Raw genomic sequence first — 22,649 nt, forward strand, 5'->3', positions numbered from 1 at the left:
TTCAGCCTTTAGACTGAACAATGCGGCGCTTAGGCTTAGTCATTGTTTTATCTCCTCGTTTAAATTAGCCAACGTCGTTGGCGCGAATGCTAAGGCTTCATTACCCGCCTTAACCATTAAGATAAATAGGTTTCACGGATTTTTTGCAGCTTGCCTTCCTGTACGCGATAAGCATTCAGGAAGCCGCCGCGTCCGCCGACAAAAAGCATTATTTCATTATCCTTTCCCGGGAAGGCGGCAAAGGCTTTGGTATAATCCGGCAGATTTTCTTCAAGATCGATAATCTCGCCATCGGCATATTGATACACGCCAACCTGATAACCATAACCGCCAGCGAAAATATAGTTATTGCAATAGACGCAGGTCTCTTTGGTACTGACCAGAAACTCGCCAGCTTCTGATTTCACTTTCATATTCAGCGTATCAATTTCAAACACGCCGCCCGGTCCGGTGACAAAAAGATGGCCCTCTTTATCGGTAATCAGGCGCTTGAGGCGGGATTCGAGATGGATACTGCCCAGCACGTTATGCGTATCGGCCGGCATAAAGAGAATTTGTTGGTGATAATCGCAGGTAAAGGCACGGTTTCCTTCTGCGGTGTAGGCGCAGGCGTAAGACGGTCCTTCAAGAGGAATGGCGTCCAGCTGATGGCCATTTTCCACCTCAAACTCATACACCACATGGGCATCAGAGGAGAGCATGCAGCGGGTGCTGTCGCTATTCAGCGCAATACCGCGTGGGACGCCCAACACTTGCTTAACCCACATGATATGGCCCTGCTGCGAGCAACGGAAAATGTCGCCCTTGCGGCTGATGCCGATATAAGAGCCATCTTTCAATGGCTTGACATCTTTCACGATGCCAAAGCCGTGCCGATGATGGGCCTGCTGGCTGACCTGAACGCTACCGAATTTCCCCTGTTCCCAGGTAAATATCGCCACGCCCGCATCTGTTCCCGCGTAGAGGTAATGATCGTTATTCGGGTGCGCCTCCAGAATCCAGATACATTTATTGGAAAAATGGGTGCGGTTGACAATATTGCCATCAAAGTCGATTTTAAAAATATCGCCAGTTTGCAATAAAGCATAGATATTATTGTGTTCATCGACGGCAGCATGAATAATCTGGAACTCAAGCGGGCCAAAAACCTTTTCCAGCTTAAACTCTTTATCACTGTTATCAAAAACCGAAATCTTACCGTTAAATCCGCCGATAAATATCTTTTCATAGTCGTGCGAAAAACAGATAAATTCGTTATCTTCGTGTGATATTTTAAATTCTTTGACGTTGCTACCGTCTTTATCTATCGAGATAATGCCTGTATGGACGCATTCATCATCGCCGAGGCCGCCATCCTGCGTAGTGCAAAAGCGATCGTGTTTTTTATCATAAATAACGCCATGAATAACGTTATTATCCAGTTTACGTTGGACCGGGAAAAAATTCTCTTCAAGGTTACCGATATACACTTCGCCTTCAACATCAGAAAGCATATGCACATCGGGATTGTCCACGCAAATAGCGTCAAAAAAAGAGGGGGAGGGGGATTCGCGAATATCCAGTAAGCGGAAATCATGGATATCCAGCACCACGATCTGACCGTAGCCGTTATTGGTATAGAGCCGATCATTTAAGACGGCAATCGCGCGGTTAGGCGAGGGGGAAGGCTCTTCATCTTCGAACAGCTTTTCTCTGTCGCACAGATTTTCCGCCTGATAAAAATCGATGGGCTCTAAGGTATGGCGGTTCCATTTACCTACGGCGCCGAAACGATCTTTGGTAAAGATAAAGGCGTTATGCACCGCTACCGCATTGATAGGTTTATTAAACCCCAGCGCAGGCGAAGAACAAAGCAGGTTCAATTCATTATCAAACTTATGCAGCCGCCCTTTTACATCAGAACAGATGATCTCATTTTCTGAGTAAAATATACGTAACAGTCGGTTTTGAATATTCACTCTACGCTCCTTAGCGCTCTATGTTTTCAGCCAGTCGGAAACCCATAATGTATAGCTCTGAGTCATATCTGCCGTGACGTCTGCGGGTTCTGCAAAGATCGCGGAAGCGGGTAAAACTCCCTCCGCGCGAGATGCAATAATCGCTTCCCTGGGTTAGCCATAAATCATCCCGAATGGCTGAGTCAGGGCCGTAAGGCCTGTAAACGTCAGCGGTATACTCTTCAACATTGCCCGCCATATCGAGGTGACCGAAAGGGCCTGCGCCGTGGGGAAACAGGCCGACAGGCGTTGCATCGATGATGCCGCTTTCAACGGAATTGCAGCGGTCAGGAAGAAAGGTGTCGCCCCAGGGGTAGTCTCGTCCATCCGTTCCGGTCGCCGCATATTCCCACTGCGCCTCTGTCGGTAAATGAAATGCCCTGCCGGTTTTCGCGCTCAGCCAGGCGGCGTAGGCGGTGGCGGCCTCGCAGGAAAGGGAATAGACCGGATAGTTGGCGCGCTGGCGTGGATAGACGCCGAACGGCCAGCTGTCAGGCAGCTCTTCATAGCCGCTGTCGGTAAGAAAGCAGTAATACTCCCAGTTCGTCACGCAATATTTGCCGAGCGCAAAGGCGGGTAATGTGGCCTGATAGGCGGGGCACTCTTTACGTATCCACTCCTCAATCACGCCATATTGACTAAAAGCCTGCGTGACCTCCTTTACCCGCTGCTCCGGCAGCCCCAGCACAACCTTTGCGGCGGGGACCGTAATCATCTCCGGCTCGTAGACCTTGATACGCGGATCGCCTTTTAACGCCAGCAAATTCCCTGCGGCATACCTTTCGGTAAAGGCGCTGTTTTTGTCACTGATGATCGCAACCAGGGCTTCGCTTTCGAGCGGCGCCAGTAGACGATAATCTTCGCCGATATTATCAAGCTGATTATTTACCGCGTACGGCGGTAATCCCATCGCTTCCCGAAAGGTGAGTTCATTGATCTTTTTACCCGATAAATCTGCGTTTTCCGTTATCAGGCCCGTCAGGGTTAACTTTTCTGCACGCTCGCTCATCGCCTTATTCACTCCGGCATCACATATTCACATATGCCTTCATAGGTGGAAAAAACGAAATTGTCAGGAACGGCTTTGATGCTTGAAATGCCAGAGAAGGAGCGGCGTTGCCAGTAGACCCAGGCGGCGCGTGATAGATCATAGATGCCGACCCAGCCGGTATAATTTCCTATCGCGACCTGGCGATTATCTTTGCTTAGCGCCACGCATTTAATGGAGTTAGCGCTTGGAGTATCAATAACCTGCGGCGTTTCATCATTCCAGATGCGTAATTTCAGATCCCGGCTGATGCTGACAAACGTGCCCGCGCCATCGCTATCGCAGCCGTTCGCGATTTTATGATGCGCGGCAGGAATATATTTATGGCAGCTTAAATCGTCTGTTTTATGGAACGCGGCGGCCGTGTCGGCGCAGACGGAAAATATCAGCGTCCCGGTCAGTGCGACGCCTTTAATCGCATTTTGATGCAGGCTGATGACATCCGTCACTTCCACCTTGCCATTGACGTTGCGCAGCACAATGCCTTCGCCGGTATAGGCGCCAACGACGCACATCGCATTATCGCCGCCAATGCTGGAGGCGCAGTTAAGCGGAGAATGATGCTGATATATCACTTCACCGGTGCAGGCGTTAAACAGCGTGCCCATCTGGCCGCCGGTTAGCAGCGTGCCGTTGAAGTCGCAGAGGAAATTGCACAGGCTGCCCATTTCCGCCGCGATATGCGAGCCGTTAAAAACGGTACCGGCATCCCCGACGCTCCACAGCGCGCCGTTAAAAAGCTGTACCGCGTTTAACCCCTGGGTGGGCCTGATATGGTCCAGATACCATTTTCTTTCAGAAATCGCGTATTCGGCATAGCTGTCGCCGAAAGAGGCGAACACCAGCTTATCCTTATCGAGAAAAGCGCATGAGCGCGGCCAGATAAGCGCGGGAAGTTCGGCTGTATGGTAATTTTCCAGCGTGTCGCCATGCTGGCGCCATAGCTTCATTTTGCGATCGTAGCTCAGGCTGACGATAATCTGACGCTTATTATCGTAAACCAGCCGTTTTATGCCCGCTTCGTGCGCGGGTGTGCTGCTTATTTTACCGTCGGCGATAATAATGATCTCGCCATTGTCATTGCCGGCGAAAATGGTGCCGGACGGCGTAATAACAATGGTGTCCGTTTCCACATTATCCAGATCGATGCACTCGGCTTGCTCGCCGGTTTGGGCATTCCAAACCCGGATGGTGCCGTCATCGCTGGAACTGATCAGGCCGTTATTTGCATTCCATTCCACTGAGATAACGTCGGCATCATGGCCGTGCAAATGATGAATTTTTTTGCCGCTGAAATCAGAAATAAGAATCGATTTATCACGCGAGCAGGTTGCTACCCACTGCTTTTCAGGATGAAAGGCGACGGACTCTACGTCATCCTGATGCGTATTAATGACGCCGGCTAATGCCATTTCCGGAAATGACCATATTCTGCAGCTATAATCGCTGCTGACGGTCGCAATATAATTACCGCAAGGGCTGAAGGCACACTGATTAGCAAGATGGTCATGGAAGATACGATTAATGGGCGACTTTTTTTCAGCATCCCATAAAATAACGCGATTATCGTAACCCGCCGTCAATACCCATTTACTTCCAAGAGTTGCTATGCCGCTAATAGGAGCAGTGTGCTTATACATGGATTTCAGCCTCACAGGTTAAGGAGATGGTTTGTTTTTTCTTTTTTCGCGGAAAGATAGGCCTTATTAAACGTATTGAGAAACGTACCCGTATTCATTACCCGTTCGACATGAATGCCGTGGGATTGCAACTGATTCTTTTTCTCGGGGTTGTTGCTTAGCAGCGTAACAGAGCGCATATCCAGCGCATGCAGCATTTGCGCTGCGGTCTGGAATTCACGGACATCCTGCGGAAAACCCAGTTCAATATTCGCCTGGTAAGTATCCATTCCCGCGCTTTGCAGTTTATAGGCGTCGATTTTATTGTATAAACCGATACCCCGACCTTCCTGACGCAGGTAAAGCACAACGCCGCCTTGCCGATCCATCAAAGAAAGCGCTTCTGTCAGCTGCTCTCCGCAGTCACAACGCAGCGAATGGAAAACATCGCCCGTCAGGCATTCAGAATGGATGCGCACCAGGGGAGCGCCGTTTTTTACATTCCAGCCCGGAAAGCGTAATGCAATATGTTCTTTTCCATCTGCAAAACCATGAAAGGTGATGAACTCGGCCTTGTTGGTAAGGTTTTTTAATGGAATGTAGTCACTGTTCCTGATCCTGACATTGCTCATAGTTGCCCTGTCTTGGTTAGTTTTTTGTTAACTACTGGTTGCGTTTGTTTTGTACAGCAAGCCAAATGCACTGTCAATATATTAATTATTTAATCATGTTCTTTTGTCATTGGTTTTTTAAGATGATGTTTTTAATGATAAAAAAATAAAAAGGCACGTTTTAATCTCATTAAATCGTGCTTAAGATCAAATATTATTAATATTAGGAATCTATCGCATACAGAGGTTTTTCTTATGTTTTATGCGCCTTTCTGGCCATAACGTTGAAAAATGAAGGCGATTCATAATGTGATCTATGTATTAATATAATTAATATCTATCGTTATAAGAAAATGACGTTTCAGGGCAGGGGGTACGTAAGATGAGGTCAGCGCGCCTGTCAAAAATGCGATTCAGGCACGGGAGGCAAGATGACACCAGCGCGTCTGTTAAAAAATGCGATTCAGGCACGGGAGGCAAGATGACATCAGCGCGTCTGTTAAAAAATGCGATTCAGGCGGGGGAGGCAAGATGACATCAGCGCGTCTGTTAAAAATGCGATTCAGGTCAGGCGGGTTAAGAGAAGAAGTATGGGCAAGGTGAAGGCGCAGCCCTGTAAAAAGGCCCGGGACGGTGAAACACCGGCCCGGGCCTGAAGTGTGACGGCTTTAACATTATTTACTGCGGGTAAGGCACCCAGTCGCCGCCGTTGAGACGAATCCAGGGTTTGCCCTGGTACATCATCACCACCGCGTTGTCATTTTCCGACACCACCGGCGTCTGTGGCAGGTTCTCCGTCAGCACCGACATATTGACGTTTGGCGCATTAAACACCTGGCCATCCACCACGCGCGACAGCAGCTCCGACAGCGCCAGCAGGCTGGTCGGCGTATCAACGCTCAGCGACTGGCCCTGGTGCGGCGCCTTCATGCCAACAAAACGAATGCCGACCGGCACATGAGTGATGCTCGGGCTGGGAATATCGCGCAGGCCGGACATCTGCATTTTATCGCCTACCACCGCGGCGCCATGCTCCGGCACCACCATCACCATCACTCGCCGGCCCGATTTCTCCAGGTTGGTCAGGAAGGCGTCCAGCTGATCGAACAGCACCTGCGCGCGCGGCTTGTACGGCGCGGTGCCGGCGCTGCCGAGTTCGCGCGTGCCATCATGCAGCGGGATCAGGTTATAGAAGGTAGCGGTACGCGCATCGCTGCTTTTACTGCGGTCGTCCAGCCAGCGCTGCATCAGCTGCGCATCGTTGAACACCGGCGAACCGTCAAATGAGGTCAGCTCCGGCGCGATGCCCGTCTGCGACATTAGCGGCGCCTGAATATCGCCGAAATCGCGCAGCTCTTTCAGGTAGTTCCCGAAAACGCCGGTGTGGTCCATCATCAGCTGCTCTTTAAAGCCCAGCTTCGCGAGATTATCGAACAGATAACATTGCTGCTGCGCCGGCTTATAGAGATCGCTGTGCGAGGTCTGACCGCAGCTGGCGCGCAGCAGGCGGATCCCCGCCGGGCCGCTGTAGCCGGTAGCGGAGTTGTAGTTGTTAAGCAGAATATCGAAGTGCTTCCACAGCGGGTGATCGCGCAGCTGCACCGCATCGATATCGGACCAGGCGAGCGAGCAGATATTGATAATCAGCACGTCGAACGGCTGCGAATCAGGCGAGAGCGTGTCGGGGAAATGGGTGACGCGCTGCTTTTCCGTCTCGTAGAAACGGTTCAGGTAAGCGGTCAGGTTGGCGCTGGTTGGCGGCGCTGACTCATCCAGCGCGTTTTTATCCGCCGCCGCGTTATTGGCGGGCGTCTGCTTATTCAGTACCACTTCCGGCGTGGCGGAACGGGTCGGCAGCAGCGAAAACGACGGCCCGGCGATATTGATTAAATTTATCCAGATCAGCAGCAGCGAAACCAGCACCGTGATGCGCACCCACTGGGAGATAAACAGGTAAAGCACCAGCATTACGAACGCCGCGCCGACCATCTGCCAGTTAATAAAGCGGTTAAACAGATCGAGCAGGTAGGCGCCGGAAAAGCCCGCCACCTGGCCGCCCTGGCTCAGAATACTTTGCGGGCCGGGCAGCCAGGTGTCATGCCAGAACAGGGCGATGCCGATCGGCAGCGAAATCCAGCTGCGCAGACGGTGCAGACGCTCCGACGGCAGCGGCAGCAGCAGCCAGGCGAGAAAGACCAGGTTCGCCAGCGCATGAAAGTTGAGGTAGCCGAACCACAGCAGGGCAAATTTAATCAGAAAATAGAAATTCCAGCCGCCCAGCCCGCGCCAGCTACGCCAGAAAGCAGCCGTGGAAGGCTGCGTCTTTTTACCATCAGTCATTATTTCTCTTTATCCGTTTTAGTGGACTGGCGACGCCAGGTGCCTTCATATTTCAACGAGCGAGGCGGCAGGAGCCGGTGCATCATGCCGCGCCAGCGTGCCGGCAGCCAGCGTGCCGGCAGCCAGCGGGCATAGAGCGGTTTTGTCAGCAGCGCGATCAGCAGCAGCAAAATCAGGATCTGTACCCCATCCATTAATGTCATTCGCGCGAGGCTCCTTTCGTATCAATTTTTAGCGCCACCGGCAGCGGCGTGGGGCGCACCGCCGCCACAGGCGCCGGCGTCGCGCTCTCCGGCGTCACCACGCTCAGCGCTGGCGGCCGGTCTTTCCATGCGCCCGGCACCAGCGTCTTCATCTGCCGCACCTCGGAGAGGATCTGCAAATCTTCAAACCACACCAGACGGTTGGAGAAGAGTTCGTCATGAGGCAGGCGGAAGATAAACTTCAGCGCCGTGTCGAGATCGTTATAGCGGCACGAAGAGAGAAACAGGTAGAGCCGGTCGCCCAGCAGCGTTACCAGGTCGCCATAGCGGCGCGGCTTACATAACGTAAGCGCTTGCTCAGGTTTCAGCTCGGGCACCGGCCGCAGCGCCACCAGCAGGCCTTTGCCGTTTTCCGGCAGCAGGGTGTTGCTTGCCAGCTGCGTGACCGCCTCGCAAAACTGATCCAGCGGTAAAAAGCCGCGCAGCTGCATCGGCTGCAGCGACTGCAGCAGCGCATTGAGATCGGCCGGCACGTGGCGGTTATAGCGCTGGCCCTGCAGGCTTTCCAGCGTGGTGAGAAAGCGCGACATCGGCGCGCCGAACGGCACGATAGCGTTAACGCCGCAGGCCAGCAGCAGACGCTCATCGCTGTAGCGCAGGCTGGTCTGCATCTCACGTACGATGATTTTCAGGCCGGCGCCGCGTGCGCGCCGCAGGCCGTGGATCGCCTGCGCCAGCGTGCGGATCTGCTCATTATGGCTCAGGCAGAAAATCACCGTGGCGGAATCCGCCTGCTGGGCGCGCGACGCCACCAGCTCATTGCTGTCGAACAGCTGCCAGTGGCTGGAGAGCGGCGGTGCGCCTTCCAGCACCTGTTTTTCTGCGATGCAGATCGCCTCGTCGTTCAGCGTCAGCGGCGTGTTCTGCTCGCTTTCATTGACCGCCATAAAACCGGCGGGCTGAAAGGTTAAGCGCAGCGCGCGATCCGCCATCAGGCGCCGATCGTGACACCACCAGCTGATGCGGTAATTCCAGATATCCTGCTGATATTCCAGATGCGCCAGGCCGTTTAATTGCCGGAACGTACTCAGTAACGACTGACGTAAATTATTTACTCCCGAACCGGACGTGATAATTAACAGACAACAGTTACGCGCAGCCAGCGTGTGGTTAATTTTTTTAATCCAGTCGATTAATTCCGCAGGTGATAGTTTTTCAAGGAAAGAAAAATGATTGTTAAATAAAATCAGCTGCGGCTTCGCTGAAAGGGTGCGGGCTAAATCCTCCGGCAGATCCAATAGCGCGCGACGTGTCTCAGGCAGTGAGTAAAAAGGAATGCGATTCGGCCCCTGCGGCAATTTCGGCTCCAGCAGCGCCTGCGGCGCGTCGCCGGCGCTGATAAGCGTCAGGGACTTTTGCGCCGCCATCACCTGCCGCGCCAGCCTGCGAGCATCCTCGGGCCGGCTAACGGTAAGCCAGTAACAGCCAGGCGGCTGCATATCAATTAATTCATTCTGAACCTGCTCAATACCGAGCGTAAAAGAGAGTGACATAGAAGTTTCGCAAATTGGTTCAACCGAAGCTATTTTATTATAGACAGCGATTTATTTCGCCTGGATAATTTTGATGAATATAATAAAAAGCCGGGCCATATGTATCGCCTGCCCCTTACTGCAGGTCAGAAAAATGAACGTTATTCAGCGTCCTCTTTAATGGCAAGATAAATGAAACAACCGCAAGAAATTTCTGCAATACCCGAAAAACTCGGCCTGCGTGACGATATCAGTACGCTGGGCGAAGCGTTCTCTTTTTCCGCATTTCGCTATGTCGATATTGCGCGCGAAGAGCGGCTGGCAGCCATTCTGGCGCGCTGGCCATTATTAAATGAGCTTTCCCGCGAGCAACAGGAAGAAAACGCATGCCGGTCTTAGCGCTACAGGGCGTACGCGGCGGAACGGGCACGACCTCCGTCACGGCGGCGCTGGCCTGGGCCTTACAGCAGCTGGGCGAGCCGACGCTGGTGATGGACTGGTCGCCGGCCAATCAGCTGCGTCTGCACTTTAATACGCCGCAACACGAGCGCTGCGGCTGGATGCGCGCGGCGCTGGATGGCGATGCGCAGCCTATGGCGCTGCGCTACCCCGACGGCCCCGACTTTATTCCTTTCGGCCAGCTGAACGGCGAAGAGCGCGCGCGCTTTTACGCCGATCCGGCGCCGTTCGTCAGCGCCTGGCTGGAAAACCTGGCGGCGCTGAAAACGCAGTACCGCTGGATATTGCTCGATCTGCCGGGCGATGAGCATCCCTGGCTGCAGCCGGTCTACGCAGAGGTGGACCGCCTGGTACAGCTGCTGGTGGCCGATGGTAACTGCCATATGCGGCTGCATCAGCCGGTCGCCGCGGTGCGTCCGCTCTATCTGCTCAACCTGTTTAACGCCAACAGCAAAGTGCAGCAGGATCTGCATCAGCTCTGGATTGGTTCGCTGCACAGCCTGATCCCGCTGATGATCCACCGCGACGAGGCGCTCTCCGAAGCGCTGCTAAATAAACAGCCGCTGGGCGAATATCGCCCGCACGCGCTGGCCAGCGAAGAGATCGTCACCCTGGCGAACTGGCTGATCATGCATATTCCGGGGGCGCGCGCATGAACCCGTTAAGCTGGCTGATCGCCGCGCCCGCCTGGCAGGCGCTGAATCGCCGTTACGAGGGCTACCGTCAGGCGGGCACCCCGGCGCTGGCGGCCGGCATCCAGTGCTTCTGGCTGGTGCTGGGCTGGTCGCTGCTGCGCTTCGAAACGCCGGGCTGGCAGCGCATCATTGCGCAGCGTCGCACGCTCTGGCCGCACATTTCGCCGGAGCGCCCGCGTCCGCTCGATATCGTGCGCTTCTTTTCACAGAGCGTCTGGCTGCTGCTGGTTTTGCCGCAGGACGGCAGCACCAGCAGTCAGCGCAAGAGATTCAGCGCCTTCCGCCGCCTGTTCAGCTGGCGGCAGCGGGCGTATCAATGGCTCGACAGCCTGCCGCAGCGCCTGCAGCAGGGCGAGCGGCTGGAAAAACGCATCAGCAGCCTGTCGCCCGTGGCGCGCAAGCTGATTTTCATTGTCTGCAGCCTTGCCGCCGCCGCGCTGGCGCTGATCTGTATTTCGCAGCCGTTCGATCTGTTTACGCAGTTTATCTTCGTGGTGATGCTGTGGGGACTGGCGATGGTGGTGCGTCGCGTGCCGGGGCGGCTGGCGACCATGATGCTGATTGTGCTGTCGCTGACCGTCTCCTGTCGCTATCTCTGGTGGCGCTACACCTCGACACTCAACTGGGACGACCCGGTCAGCCTGACCTTCGGCCTGCTGCTGATCGCGGCGGAAACCTACGCCTGGGTGGTGCTGGTGCTGGGCTATTTCCAGACGCTGTGGCCGTTGCATCGCCAGCCAGTGTCGATGCCGGAAGATACGCGCCTTTGGCCGACGGTGGATCTGCTGGTGCCGACCTATAACGAGCCGATGAGCGTGGTCAAGCCGACCATCTACGCCGCGCTGGGCATCGACTGGCCGAAAGAGAAGCTCAACATCTTTATTCTGGACGACGGCGGCCGCGAAGAGTTTCGTCAGTTCGCCGAGAGCGTCGGCGTTAACTATGTGGCGCGCACCACGCACGAACATGCCAAGGCGGGCAACATCAATAATGCCCTGCGCACGGTGTGTAAAAGCGAGTTTGTGACCATTTTCGACTGCGACCACGTGCCGACGCGCTCTTTCCTGCAGATGACGCTGGGCTGGTTCCTGAAGGATAAGAAGCTGGCGATGATGCAGACGCCGCATCACTTCTTCTCGCCCGATCCCTTTGAGCGTAACCTCGGCCGTTTCCGCCGTACGCCGAACGAGGGCACGCTGTTCTACGGCCTGGTGCAGGACGGCAACGATACCTGGGACGCCACCTTCTTCTGCGGATCCTGTGCGGTGCTGCGCCGCACCGCGCTGGATGAAATCGGCGGCATCGCCGTCGAGACGGTGACTGAAGATGCGCACACCTCGCTGCGTCTGCACCGGCGCGGCCACACCTCCGCCTATATCCGTATTCCGCAGGCGGCCGGGCTGGCGACGGAAAGCCTGTCGGCGCATATCGGCCAGCGCATTCGCTGGGCGCGCGGCATGGTGCAGATCTTCCGCCTGGATAACCCGCTAATGGGGCGCGGGCTGAAGCTGGTGCAGCGTCTCTGCTACGCCAACGCCATGCTGCACTTTTTATCGGGCATTCCGCGGCTGATCTTCCTGCTGGCGCCGCTCGCTTTCCTGCTTTGCCACGCCTATATCATTTTCGCCCCGGCGCTGGCGATCGCCATCTATGTGCTGCCGCATATGCTGCATACCAGCCTGACCAACTCGCGCATTCAGGGGCGCTATCGCCACTCGTTCTGGAGCGAGGTGTATGAAACGGTGCTGGCCTGGTATATCGCTCGCCCCACCACGGTCGCGCTGTTTAACCCGCACAAAGGGAAATTCAACGTAACGGCGAAGGGCGGCCTGGTGGAGGAGCAACATCTCGACTGGGTGATCACCAAGCCCTATATGATTCTGGTGCTGCTTAACCTGGCAGGCGTCTTTATGGCGGGCTGGCGGGTCGCTTACGGCCCGCAGAACGAAGTGCTGACGGTGCTGGTGAGCCTGCTGTGGGTGTTCTACAACATGATTATTCTGGGCGGCGCGGTGGCGGTCTCCGTCGAAGCGCGGCAGATCCGCGAGGCGCACCGCGTAGAGATGGCGATGCCCGCCGCGATTGCGCGCAAGGATGGCCATATGCTGCCCTGCACGCTGCGCGACTATTCGGATGGCGGCGTCGGCGTCGAGCTGCGCGAGGCGGAGGCGCTAAAGGATGGCGAAGAGATCCATCTGCTGCTGCGCCGCAGCCAGCAGGAGTTCAGCTTTCCCGCTACGGTGCAGCGTGTCTTCGGCCGCCGGGCAGGCATCCGCCTGAAAAACCTCTCTACCGAACAGCACATTGATTTTATTCAGTGTACCTTTGCCCGCGCCGATACCTGGGCGCTGTGGCAGGACGGCTTCCCCGAGGATAAACCGGTGCAGAGCCTGGCCGACATTATGATTCTGGGCTTCAAAGGCTATATCCGCCTGGCCGAGTATGGTCCGGCGCGGCTGCGCCGGCTGTTCCTGATGCTGACCGCCTTCCTTTCCTGGCTGGCGTCGTTTTTTCCCAAAGGCGTGGGAAGCGCGCCGGCAGGCGTTGCCGGCGTAAAACAATGACTCAACTGATGATGCGACAATGACGAGAAAAATAAGCTGGTTTACCGCAATGCTGATGGGCCTGCTGCCGATGGCGCATGCCGCACCTGACTCCAATCCGGCGGCAGCGCCGGCCGGCATGATGCAGGCGGCGCCTTCCGATATGGCGGCGCCGGCGATAACGCCCGCGCCGGCGGAGGTTGCCGCCCCTGCGGCCGCCCCGGCCGACGGCGGCGCGCCGGTGCGCGCCAGCGAACTGCTGTTCAGCAATGTCGCGCCTGCCCCGGGCAGCTTTAAGCTGCTCGGCACGCGGCCGGACGGACAGATCGAATTTGGCGTGCGCAGCGATGAAGTGGTCACTCAGGCGACGTTACACCTGAGCTATCGCCCGTCGCCGGCGCTGCTGCCGACGCTGTCGCATTTTAAGGTCTACCTGAATGAAGAGCTGATAGGGCTGGTGACCGTCACCCCGGAGCAGCTGGGCAAAGAGAGCCAGGCGACGATAACTATCGATCCGCGCTTTATCGGCGACTTTAACCGTGTGCGCTTCGAGCTGGTGGGCCACTACACCAATATCTGCGAAAACCCGGCCAACACGCCATCTGGATCGATATCGGCAAAGAGAGCCGCCTTGACCTGATGCTGCAGAAACTGCCGCTGAAAAACGATCTCTCCGACTTCCCGGAGCCGTTCTTCGACAGCCGCGATAACCGGCCGCTGCAGCTGCCGATGGTGTTTGCCGCCGCGCCGGATCGCACCCAGCAGCATGCCGCGGCGCTGCTCGCGTCCTGGTTCGGCGTACAGGCGCAATGGCGCGGCCAGTCGTTCCCGGTGCTGTATAACCAGCTGCCGCAGCAGCAGCACGCGGTGGTGTTCGCCACCAATGACCAGCGCCCCGATTTCCTGAAAGATTACCCGCCGGTAGAGAAGCCGACGGTAGAGATCATCAGCCAGCCCGATAACCCCTATCAGAAGATGCTGCTGGTACTGGGGCGCAACGATGAGGATCTGCTGACGGCGGCGAAGGGCATCGCCCAGGGGGACCTGCTGCTGCGCGGCCAGTCCTCTACCGTGGAAGAGGTGAAACAGCTGGCGGCGCGTCAGCCTTACGATGCGCCGAACTGGGTGCGTACCGACCGTGCCACTAAATTTTCCGAGCTGCAGCAGTATGAAAACCAGCTGCAGGCGGACGGCATTCAGCCCTATCCGGTTAGCCTGACGCTGAACCTGCCGCCCGACCTGTTCCTGGTGCGCGCGCGCGGCATCAATATGGATCTCACCTACCGTTACACCTCGCCACTGCAAAACGACGGCTCACGGCTGGCTATCCACCTGAATAACCAGTTTATGCAGGACTATCCGCTGCAGGTAAAAAGCGACAGCGGCAAACAGCTGCTGCATATTCCGCTGATCTCCGGGTTGCAGGACAACAGCGCCTCGCTGACCATTCCGGCGCTGCGGCTGGGCGTGGTGAACCAGCTGCGTTTCGATTTCGACTATGCCACCACCGTTATCGGCGGCAGCAACGGCGACCGCTGTGAAACGGTGACGCCGGTGACCAACCATGTGGTGGTCGACGGCAACTCCACGATCGACTTCTCCGGCTACCGTCACTATATGCAGATGCCGTCGCTGCGCGCCTTCGCCAACGCCGGTTTCCCGTTCAGCCGTCTGGCGGATCTGTCGCAGACGCTGGTGCTGATCAACGCGCAGCCGCGCGCCGACCAGGTGAGCGCGCTGCTGAACGCGCTGGGCAATATCGGCGCGCAGACCGGTTTTCCGGCGCTGAACGTGCAGATCGCCGACGACTGGTCGGCCGCGAAAAAAGCGGACGCCGATCTGCTGATGGTGGGCGATATTCCGCCCGATCTGCGTGACGATCGTCGCATTAACCTGTTGATGGACGCGGCGAAAAGCTGGGTGAAAAAGCCGGTACGCCAGGCGCCGCTGGATGACGTAGCGGCGCCGGCCAGTGACCGCGCGGTTGCCAGCCAGACCACCATCGCCTCGGATGGCCCGATGGCGGCGATCGTCGGCTTCCAGTCACCGTTCCACGATCAGCGCAGCGTAGTGGCGCTGCTGGCGGACAGCCCGCGCGCCTATCAGCTGTTGAACGACGCGCTGCTCGACAGCGGCAAGCGCGCGGCGATTTATGGCTCAGCGGCGATTATCCGCGAATCTGGCGTAAACAGTCTGCGCGTGGGCGATAGCTATTTTGTTGGCCACCTGCCGTGGTGGGAGCGCATGTGGCACGCGCTGGCGACGCATCCGGCGCTGATGGCGCTGTTCGCGGTGATCGTCGTGGTGCTGGTGGCGCTGATGGTTTGGCGACTGATGCGTCTGGTAACGCGCCGTCGTCTTGGCGATGAGGATGACGAGTGAAACGTCTGATGCTGCGACTGGGCATGCTGTTAATGCTGATGCTGGCGGCGGTGCGCGCCAGCGCTGAATGCGCCGCCTGGTCTGACTGGGAACAGTTTAAGCGCGACTACATCAGCGAAGAGGGAAGGGTGATCGATCCCAGCGACGGGAAGAACATCACCACCTCGGAAGGGCAGAGCTACGCGCTGTTTTTCGCGCTGGTCGCCAACGATCGCGAGATGTTCGATCGCCTGCTGGCCTGGACTGAAAATAATCTGGCAGAGGGCGATTTAACCCAGCGCCTGCCCGCCTGGCTGTGGGGCCAGGAGAGCAGCAGCAAAAAATGGCAGGTGCTGGATAAAAACCCCGCCTCCGATTCCGATCTCTGGATCGGCTGGACGCTGCTGCAGGCGAGCCGCCTGTGGCACAGCCGCAGCTATCAGGTGACCGGCACGCTGCTGCTGAACCGGGTAGCGAAAGAGGAAGTGGCCGACCTGAAAGGATTCGGCCTGATGCTGATGCCGGGCAAATATGGCTTTATCGACGGCGATAGCTGGATGATCAACCCCAGCTACCTGCCGCTACAGCTGCTGGCGGGCCTGACCCGGCTGAAAGGGCCGTGGCCGGAGATCAACCGTAACGCGCTGCGCCTGCTGCAGGAGACGGCACCGAAAGGCTTTTCGCCCGACTGGTATGTCTGGCAAAGCGGCAGCGGCTGGCGTCCCGATAAATCGAAAGGGCCAGTCGGCGGCTACGATGCGATTCGCGTCTATCTCTGGGCCGGCATGCTCAGCGATGACGATGCACGCAAAGCGACGCTGCTGACCCATTTCGCGCCGATGGTGCGCCTGACGGAAGAGAACGGCAATCCGCCGGAGCGGGTCGATGTGCTGACCGGCGCCACCACCAATCAGGGCAACGTCGGCTTTTCCGCCGCGCTGTTGCCGCTGCTGCAAGGCTCTTACGCGCTGACGGCGCAGCAGCAGCGCGTGCAGCAGCAGCCTCCGGGCAATGACGCCTACTACAGCAGCGTGCTGACGCTGTTCGGCGTCGGCTGGGATGAAAACCGCTATCGCTTTAGCGCGCAGGGCGACCTGCTGCCGGCCCGGGGTCAACAATGCAAAAATTCAGATTAAGCTACCTGGGCCTGCTGCTGCCCGGCCTGCTCGGCGGCGCCGCCGCGTTCGCCGCCGATCCGGCGGCGCCGGCGCGCGAAGTCTCGCCGGTGACCTGGCTGCTGGAGCAGGTGCGCACCGGTGAAGCGACCAACAAATACGATCTGGTCACCCAGGCGCTCTACCGGCTGGAGAAGATCGCGCCCGACAATCCTGACGTGATCGCCGCGCAGCTGCGCCTGGCGCTGCATCAGGGCGACCAGGCGAAGGCGCAGCAGTATATGAATCAGCTGACGCAGACCGCCCCCGATTCGGCGGCGGCGCGCGAAGCGCAGGCCAGTATGCTGCTGGTCAGCCCGGAGGGGCGTCAACAGCTGCAGCAGGCGCGCCTGCTGGCCACCTCCGGCCGCCTGCAGGAGGCGCGCGCCGCCTGGGACAAACTGTTCAACGGCGTTTTCCCGAGCGTTGATATCGCGCTGGAGTACTGGAGCCTGGTGGCGCGCATTGACGGCCAGCAGCCGACGGCGCTGGCGAACCTGCAGGCGCTGGACCAGCGCTACCCTGGCAATATTGGCGTGCGCATGCAGCTGGCGCGGCTGCAGTTCCAGAACGATAAGCCGCAGCAGGCGGCGGAGGCGCTGAAAACGCTGGCCAATAATCCCGGCGCGCGCGACCAGGCGGCGGAACTCTGGCTGAGCCGTATTCAGGCACAGCCGGTAACGGCGGAAAGCGTGGCGCAGCTACGCCAGTATCTCGATACCTTTACCAGCGGTGATGCGCGCAGCAACGGCGAACAGGAGCTGGCGCGGCGGCAGACACTGTTGGCCGATCCCGCTTTCCAGCAGCGTTCGCGCGCGCTGGCGCTGGTGGATAACGGCGGCGGCGAAGAGGCGATTCCGGCGCTGCAGTCGGCGCTGAAGCTGAATCCCAACGATCCCGATCTGCTGGGAGCCATGGGGCAGGCGCTGGGGCGCGCCAACCACCGCGCCGTCGCCATCACTTATCTGGAGCAGGCGCTGAAGGCGGGTCAGCAAAGCACCAGCGTTGGCCTGTGGCAGAGCCTAATCCAGACTAACCGCTACTGGCTGGCGATCGAAAACGGCGACAGCGCGCTGGCGAAGGGCGATATCGTCAGCGCCGAACGCCAGTATCAACAGGCGCGCGCGCTGGACAACACCGACAGCTATGCGCTCATTGGCCTCGGCGATGTGGCGCAGGCGCGCAAAAACGACGCCGAGGCGGAACGGCTGTTCCGCGAAGCCTGGCGCATGGACCGTACCAATACCACCGCGGTGCGGCGGCTGGCGGGCCTCTATCAGCAGCAGTCGCCGCAGAAGGCGATCGCCTTTATCAACGGGCTAAGCGGCGAGCAGCAGCGTGCGCTGGGCAGCACGCTCAACAGCCTGCGCAGCGATGTGCTGCGCGCCGAGGCGGATGCGCTGGCGCAGCAGGGCAGCTGGACGCAGGCGGCGGAAAAATATCGTCAGGCGCAGCAGGACGCGCCGGATGATGTCTGGCTTAACTACCGGCTGGCGGGGGCGCTGCGTAATGCGGGCACGCCGCAGCAGGCCGATGCGCTGATGGCGGCCATGGCGCAACGTTTGCCCGCCGATCCGACCCAGGTTTACGCCTACAGCCTTTACCTCTCCGGCAGCGATCGCGCCGATGAGGCGCTGCGCCAGCTGAACGCCGTGCCGCAGGCGCGCTGGGATCAAAACATGCGCGAGCTGGCTGACCGTCTGCAGCAGGATAAAGTTTATGCGCAGGCCGACGCGCTGCGTCAGGCGGGCAATAACGCTGCCGCGACGGCGCTGCTCAATCAGCAGCCCGCTTCGCCGCGCCGCGATATCACCCTGGCAGACTGGGCGCTGGCGGACGGCTATCCGCAACAGGCGCTGGCGGGCTATCAGCGCGTGCTGGCGCAAGATAAGCAGAATCAGGATGCGGCGCTGGGGCAGATTGACGCGCTGGCGGCGCTGGACCGCAAGGCGGAAGCACGCGCCGCGCTCAACGCGCTGCCCGCCGGCAGCGGCGAAGCGAGCCTGAACGTCGGCCGCCGCCTGGCCAACGCCTGGCTGAACGTGGATGACGCCGCGCGGGCGCGCCAGCTGTATCAGCAGCTGAAGCCGCGCGCGCAGCAGGAAGCGCCATCGCAGAGCAGCGCGCTGCTGTTTCGCGATGTCGCCCGGCTGGAGGCGCAGCAGCAGCAGCCCGCGCTGGCGCTGTTGGATTACCGCCAGGCGATGGTCGCCAGCGGTATTACGCCGACAGTGCCTGCCGACAATGCCCGCTTTACCCGTCTGATGCGCAACCAGGCGGATGACGACTGGCTGAAGCGCGGCATCCGCAGCGATGCAGCCGATCTCTATCAGCGCCAGGACACCACCCTGATGCTGGAGCAGGATTACTCGCGCAATAAAGGCACCGGCGGCATCTCCGATCTCACCGCCCACACCACCATGCTGCAGCTGGATACCCCGCTGGCGGACGGCAAAAGCTTTGTGCGCGTGGATCGCGTGGAAATTTCGGCGGGCACTTTCTCTACCGAAGGCGGCAGCCATAGCGAAGTGTTCGGCACCTGCGCCGATAACGGCACCGCCGGCTGTAGCCGCGATCTGACTCAGCGGCAGGAAGGGGTGGCGATCGGTGCTGGCTGGCAAAACGATCGCTGGTCGGCCGATATCGGCACGTCGCCGATGGGCTTTGAGGTAGTGAACTGGGTCGGCGGCGTCAGCTGGAACACCGATGTGAAAGATATCGGCCTGACCTTGACCGCCTCACGCCGGCCGATCTCCAGCTCGCTGCTGGCCTATGCTGGCGCGCGCGATCCCAGCCCGCAGGGCGGACGCACCTGGGGCGGAGTGGTGGCGACCGGCGGCTCCGTCGGGCTGAGCTACGATCAGGGCGGCGCGCACGGCGTCTGGGCCGATCTCAGCGCCCACCAGATCACCGGGAAAAATGTGGCGGACAACAGCCGCGAGCGACTGATGGCGGGTTACTACTACAAGCTGATCAACGCAGATAACCGGCGCGCGACCATCGGTCTGAACAGTATGCTGTGGCACTACCAGAAAGATCTCAGCGACTATGCTTTCGGCCAGGGTGGCTATTACAGCCCGCAGCAATATTTCTCGCTGGCGGTGCCGGTCAGCTACCGGCAGCGCACGGAGAATTGGTCATTCGATCTGGGCGGTTCGGTCTCCTGGTCACGTTCGAAAACCCGTGGGCAAGAACGTTATCCGGTCTGGCCCGGCTTTCAGCCCGCCCCGAGCGACCCTTCCACCGACAGCAGCGGCAGCGGCTTCGGCTATACGCTGCGCGCGGCGGTCGAGCGGCGCGTCACTGCGCACTGGACGGTCGGCATGGCGGTGGATATCCAGCAGGCGAAGGATTACACCCCCAGCCACGGCCTGATTTACGCCCGCTATTCGCTGGCAGGCTGGGAAGGCGATCTTAATCTGCCGCCAGAGCCGCTGGCGCCTTACGCCGACTTTAAGTAGCCTTCTGCTCGGAAAACCCTTAAACCGGTTTCCTGCCGTCACTATCTTTACTTAAAAAACAGCAACCATGAGATATACTCCTGGTTGCTTTCATCGTTTTCGCCCGCTGTTCAGGGCCTGGAGAAGAGCTTTGCGCGTTAGTCGGTCACTTACGATCAAGCAGATGGCAACGGTTTCTGCCGTTGCGGTAGTGACCATCTGTATTTTTATCGTTATTCAACTTTTCCACTTTGTGCAGCAGCGCAGGACGGATTATGCGCAGCAGATGGAAAACATCGCGCATACGGTGCGTCAGCCGCTCTCAGAGGCGGTGCTGCGCGCCGATATTCCACAGGCGGAACGCATTCTGAATTCGCTGAAGCCCGCCGGCATTCTGTCGCGCGCCGACGTGGTGCTGCCTAATGCGTTTCAGGCGCTGCGTACCGATTTCGAAAATGAGAAGCCGGTGCCGCGGTTTATCGCGCGCGTGTTTGAGCTGCCGGTACAGATCACCGTGCCGCTCTATTCAGTCGAAAGCGCCGCCTCGCCCAAGCCGTTGGCCTATCTGGTGCTGCAGGCGGACTCTTGGCGCGTCTACCAGTTTATCCTCAGCACCATCTCTACCATGCTGACCACTTATCTGCTGCTGGCGCTGATCCTGTCGGTGTCGATCAGCTGGTGCATCAACCGGCTGGTGATCCGCCCGCTGCGCACCATCGCCGGCACGCTGCAGGATCTGCCGCCGCAGGATATCCTCACTCACAAGCTGCCGGTGCCGCCGCTGCATCAGGACGATGAGATAGGCATGCTGATCCGCAGCTATAACCGTAACCAGCAGGTGCTGGAGTCGGTGCATGACGAGATGAGCCGCCTGACCACGCACTACGCCTTGACCGATCTGCCTAACCGCACGCTGTTCCTGGCGCTGCTGGAGCAGCATCTGAAAGCGGCGGTCTACAGCGGGCCGTTTAGCGTGATTGTGGTGCGCATCGAAACCCTGCTGGAAGCGAACGGGGTGCTGACGGAAGAGCAGCGCGATACCCTGACTCTGACGCTGCTGGAAAAAATCCGCAGCGTGATTGAAGAGCGCACCGTAGTAGGCCAGCTGGGCGTCAGCGATTTTGTGCTGCTGGTAAAAAAAGCCAATAATCCCTTCCGCGCTTACCGGCTGGCGCGCAACCTGATGAACCGCCTGAATCAGCCGGTCAGCCTGCAGCAGGTGCAGCTGCGTCCGACGCTCAGCATCGGCATCGCCCAGCGCGACGCGGCGCAGATGAGCGCGCCGGAGCTGCTGGGGCGCGCGGTGTCGGCGATGATGTCGGCGCGCCATCAGGGCAAAAACCAGATCCTGTTCTTCGACCCGCTGTTGACCGAACGCGCTCAGCGCCGGCTGACGCAGGAGCATGATATTCTGCAGGGGCTGGAGCAGGAGCAGTTCGCGTTGTTTCTGCAGCCGCAAATCAATATGGCCAACGGCGAACTGGTCGGCGCCGAAGCGCTGCTGCGTATGCGTCAGCCCGACGGCAGCTACAGCCTGCCGGAAGAGCTGATCGCCAGCGCGGAAGAGATCGGCGTTATCGGCGCGCTGGGACGCTGGGCGCTGGAAGAGGCGTGCCGCGTGCTGGCGGGCTGGCAAAAGCGCGGCATCTGGCTGCCTTTAAACGTGAATATCTCCGCGCTGCAGCTGCGCGAACCGGGCACCGTCTGGCATCTGCAGGAGCTGCTGGAACGTCACCGTATCCGCCCCGGCAGCCTGGTGCTGGAGCTGACGGAGACCGCGCAGATCGGCGATCCGGCGCAGGCGAAAAGCCTGCTCGGCGCGCTGCAGGAGGCGGGCGTGGCGGTGGCGCTGGATGATTTCGGCACCGGCTACGCCAACCTCAGCTATCTGCATCAGTTCCGATCGCTGCCGATCAGTAAGCTGAAAATGGATCGCAGCTTTGTTTCCGCGCTGCCCGACGACGATACGATGGTGAAGATTGTCGCGGCGATTGCGGACATCACCGATCTTGAGGTGGTGGCGGAAGGGGTGGAAACGGAGGCGCAGCGCGACTGGCTGCTGGCGCGCGGTATCGCCATCGGCCAGGGCTATCTCTATGACGGCCCGCTGTCGCTTAGCGATTTTGAAAAATGGTTGCTGACGCTGTCGCGTCCGCAGTAAAGGGCCAGCGCGCCGCCCGGCGCGCTGGCTGCGTAATCTTCGCTTTCTGTTTAGCCGGCTGCCTGTTCGCTTTCTGCGTGCCGTAACCCGCCGCGCAATCTTTGTTTTCGGTTCGTCTTGCTGCCTGTTCGCTTTCTGCGTGCCGTAACCCGCCGCGCAATCTTTGTTTTCGGTTCGTCCGGCTGCCTGCTCGCTTTCTGCTTGCTGTAACCCGCCGCGTTACTCTCTTTTTCCGTTTGCCGTAACCGCCGCTATTATCTGCTGTTTCTGTTTGTCGCAATCGCCGTGCTATTCGCTTTCGGCTTGCCACAACCCGCGCCCCGCCTTGTTTTTCTGCCCGCTTTTTTCATCAGCCAGCGAATAATTCTGAATATCTGGTTATGGTTATTCTGGCTGAAGCGTTTCAGTTCATAAATCCTGATTATGACCCCGCCACGGTGGGCGAGATTATATCAATCTTGTTAACGCGGTGTTATTTTCCGCGCT

The 22,649-nt window shown here is 58.6% G+C and carries 13 protein-coding genes and 1 pseudogene; 7 read left to right on the plus strand and 7 right to left on the minus strand.

Annotated features, from left to right (window positions below; genetic code table 11):
- Nucleotides 1-116: 116 nt before the first annotated feature.
- The 7 genes from C2E15_RS00870 to bcsE all read right to left on the minus strand — a co-directional run bounded on the left by C2E15_RS00870 (nt 117) and on the right by bcsE (nt 9,371).
- Nucleotides 117-1,958, minus strand: coding sequence for a WD40 repeat domain-containing protein (locus C2E15_RS00870; protein ID WP_104955732.1), 1,842 nt, complete (start codon nt 1,956-1,958; stop codon nt 117-119).
- A gap of 10 nt (nt 1,959-1,968) precedes the next feature.
- A complete protein-coding gene (locus C2E15_RS00875) occupies nt 1,969-3,006 on the minus strand; it encodes a formylglycine-generating enzyme family protein (RefSeq protein WP_104955733.1) in 1,038 nt (345 codons plus the stop codon).
- Nucleotides 3,007-3,014: 8 nt separating this feature from the next.
- Complete coding sequence (locus C2E15_RS00880; protein ID WP_104955734.1) at nt 3,015-4,685, minus strand: WD40 repeat domain-containing protein; 1,671 nt, start codon at nt 4,683-4,685, stop codon at nt 3,015-3,017.
- An 11-nt stretch (nt 4,686-4,696) separates the two neighbouring features.
- The gene (locus tag C2E15_RS00885; protein ID WP_104955735.1) at nt 4,697-5,296 is read right to left on the minus strand and encodes a GTP cyclohydrolase II; all 600 of its coding nucleotides are present in this window, start codon (nt 5,294-5,296) and stop codon (nt 4,697-4,699) included.
- 657 nt (nt 5,297-5,953) lie between these two features.
- Nucleotides 5,954-7,615, minus strand: coding sequence for a cellulose biosynthesis protein BcsG (gene bcsG / locus C2E15_RS00890; RefSeq protein WP_104955736.1), 1,662 nt, complete (start codon nt 7,613-7,615; stop codon nt 5,954-5,956).
- Nucleotides 7,615-7,818, minus strand: coding sequence for a cellulose biosynthesis protein BcsF (bcsF, locus tag C2E15_RS00895; protein ID WP_104955737.1), 204 nt, complete (start codon nt 7,816-7,818; stop codon nt 7,615-7,617). Before bcsF ends, bcsG begins: the two co-directional genes overlap by 1 nt.
- Nucleotides 7,815-9,371 (minus strand): cellulose biosynthesis protein BcsE, encoded by a 1,557-nt coding sequence (bcsE, locus tag C2E15_RS00900; RefSeq protein WP_104955738.1) that lies wholly within the window; start codon nt 9,369-9,371, stop codon nt 7,815-7,817. Before bcsE ends, bcsF begins: the two co-directional genes overlap by 4 nt.
- 171 nt (nt 9,372-9,542) lie before the next feature.
- On the opposite strand from bcsE, the gene bcsR reads away from it, so the two are divergent.
- The 7 genes and pseudogenes from bcsR to hmsP all read left to right on the plus strand — a co-directional run bounded on the left by bcsR (nt 9,543) and on the right by hmsP (nt 22,163).
- Nucleotides 9,543-9,749, plus strand: a complete 207-nt coding sequence (bcsR, locus tag C2E15_RS00905) for a cellulose biosynthesis protein BcsR (protein ID WP_104955739.1) — start codon at nt 9,543-9,545, stop codon at nt 9,747-9,749.
- Entirely contained in the window at nt 9,737-10,465 is a 729-nt protein-coding gene (bcsQ, locus tag C2E15_RS00910; RefSeq protein WP_104955740.1) for a cellulose biosynthesis protein BcsQ, read from the plus strand. Before bcsR ends, bcsQ begins: the two co-directional genes overlap by 13 nt.
- Entirely contained in the window at nt 10,462-13,068 is a 2,607-nt protein-coding gene (bcsA, locus tag C2E15_RS00915; protein ID WP_104955741.1) for a UDP-forming cellulose synthase catalytic subunit, read from the plus strand. Before bcsQ ends, bcsA begins: the two co-directional genes overlap by 4 nt.
- Nucleotides 13,069-13,087: 19 nt before the next feature.
- A pseudogene (gene bcsB / locus C2E15_RS00920) lies at nt 13,088-15,429 on the plus strand (cellulose biosynthesis cyclic di-GMP-binding regulatory protein BcsB).
- Between the two features lie 8 nt (nt 15,430-15,437).
- Complete coding sequence (gene bcsZ, locus C2E15_RS00925) at nt 15,438-16,544, plus strand: cellulose synthase complex periplasmic endoglucanase BcsZ (RefSeq protein ID WP_104959034.1); 1,107 nt, start codon at nt 15,438-15,440, stop codon at nt 16,542-16,544.
- On the plus strand, nt 16,526-20,023 hold the full coding sequence (bcsC, locus tag C2E15_RS00930) for a cellulose synthase complex outer membrane protein BcsC (RefSeq protein ID WP_104955742.1): 3,498 nt from the start codon (nt 16,526-16,528) through the stop codon (nt 20,021-20,023). Before bcsZ ends, bcsC begins: the two co-directional genes overlap by 19 nt.
- A 130-nt stretch (nt 20,024-20,153) precedes the next feature.
- Nucleotides 20,154-22,163, plus strand: coding sequence for a biofilm formation regulator HmsP (gene hmsP, locus C2E15_RS00935; protein WP_218926712.1), 2,010 nt, complete (start codon nt 20,154-20,156; stop codon nt 22,161-22,163).
- The last annotated feature ends 486 nt before the right edge of the window (nt 22,164-22,649 follow it).

Origin of the sequence: Mixta gaviniae (assembly GCF_002953195.1) — a bacterium.
Lineage (GTDB): Bacteria > Pseudomonadota > Gammaproteobacteria > Enterobacterales > Enterobacteriaceae > Mixta > Mixta gaviniae.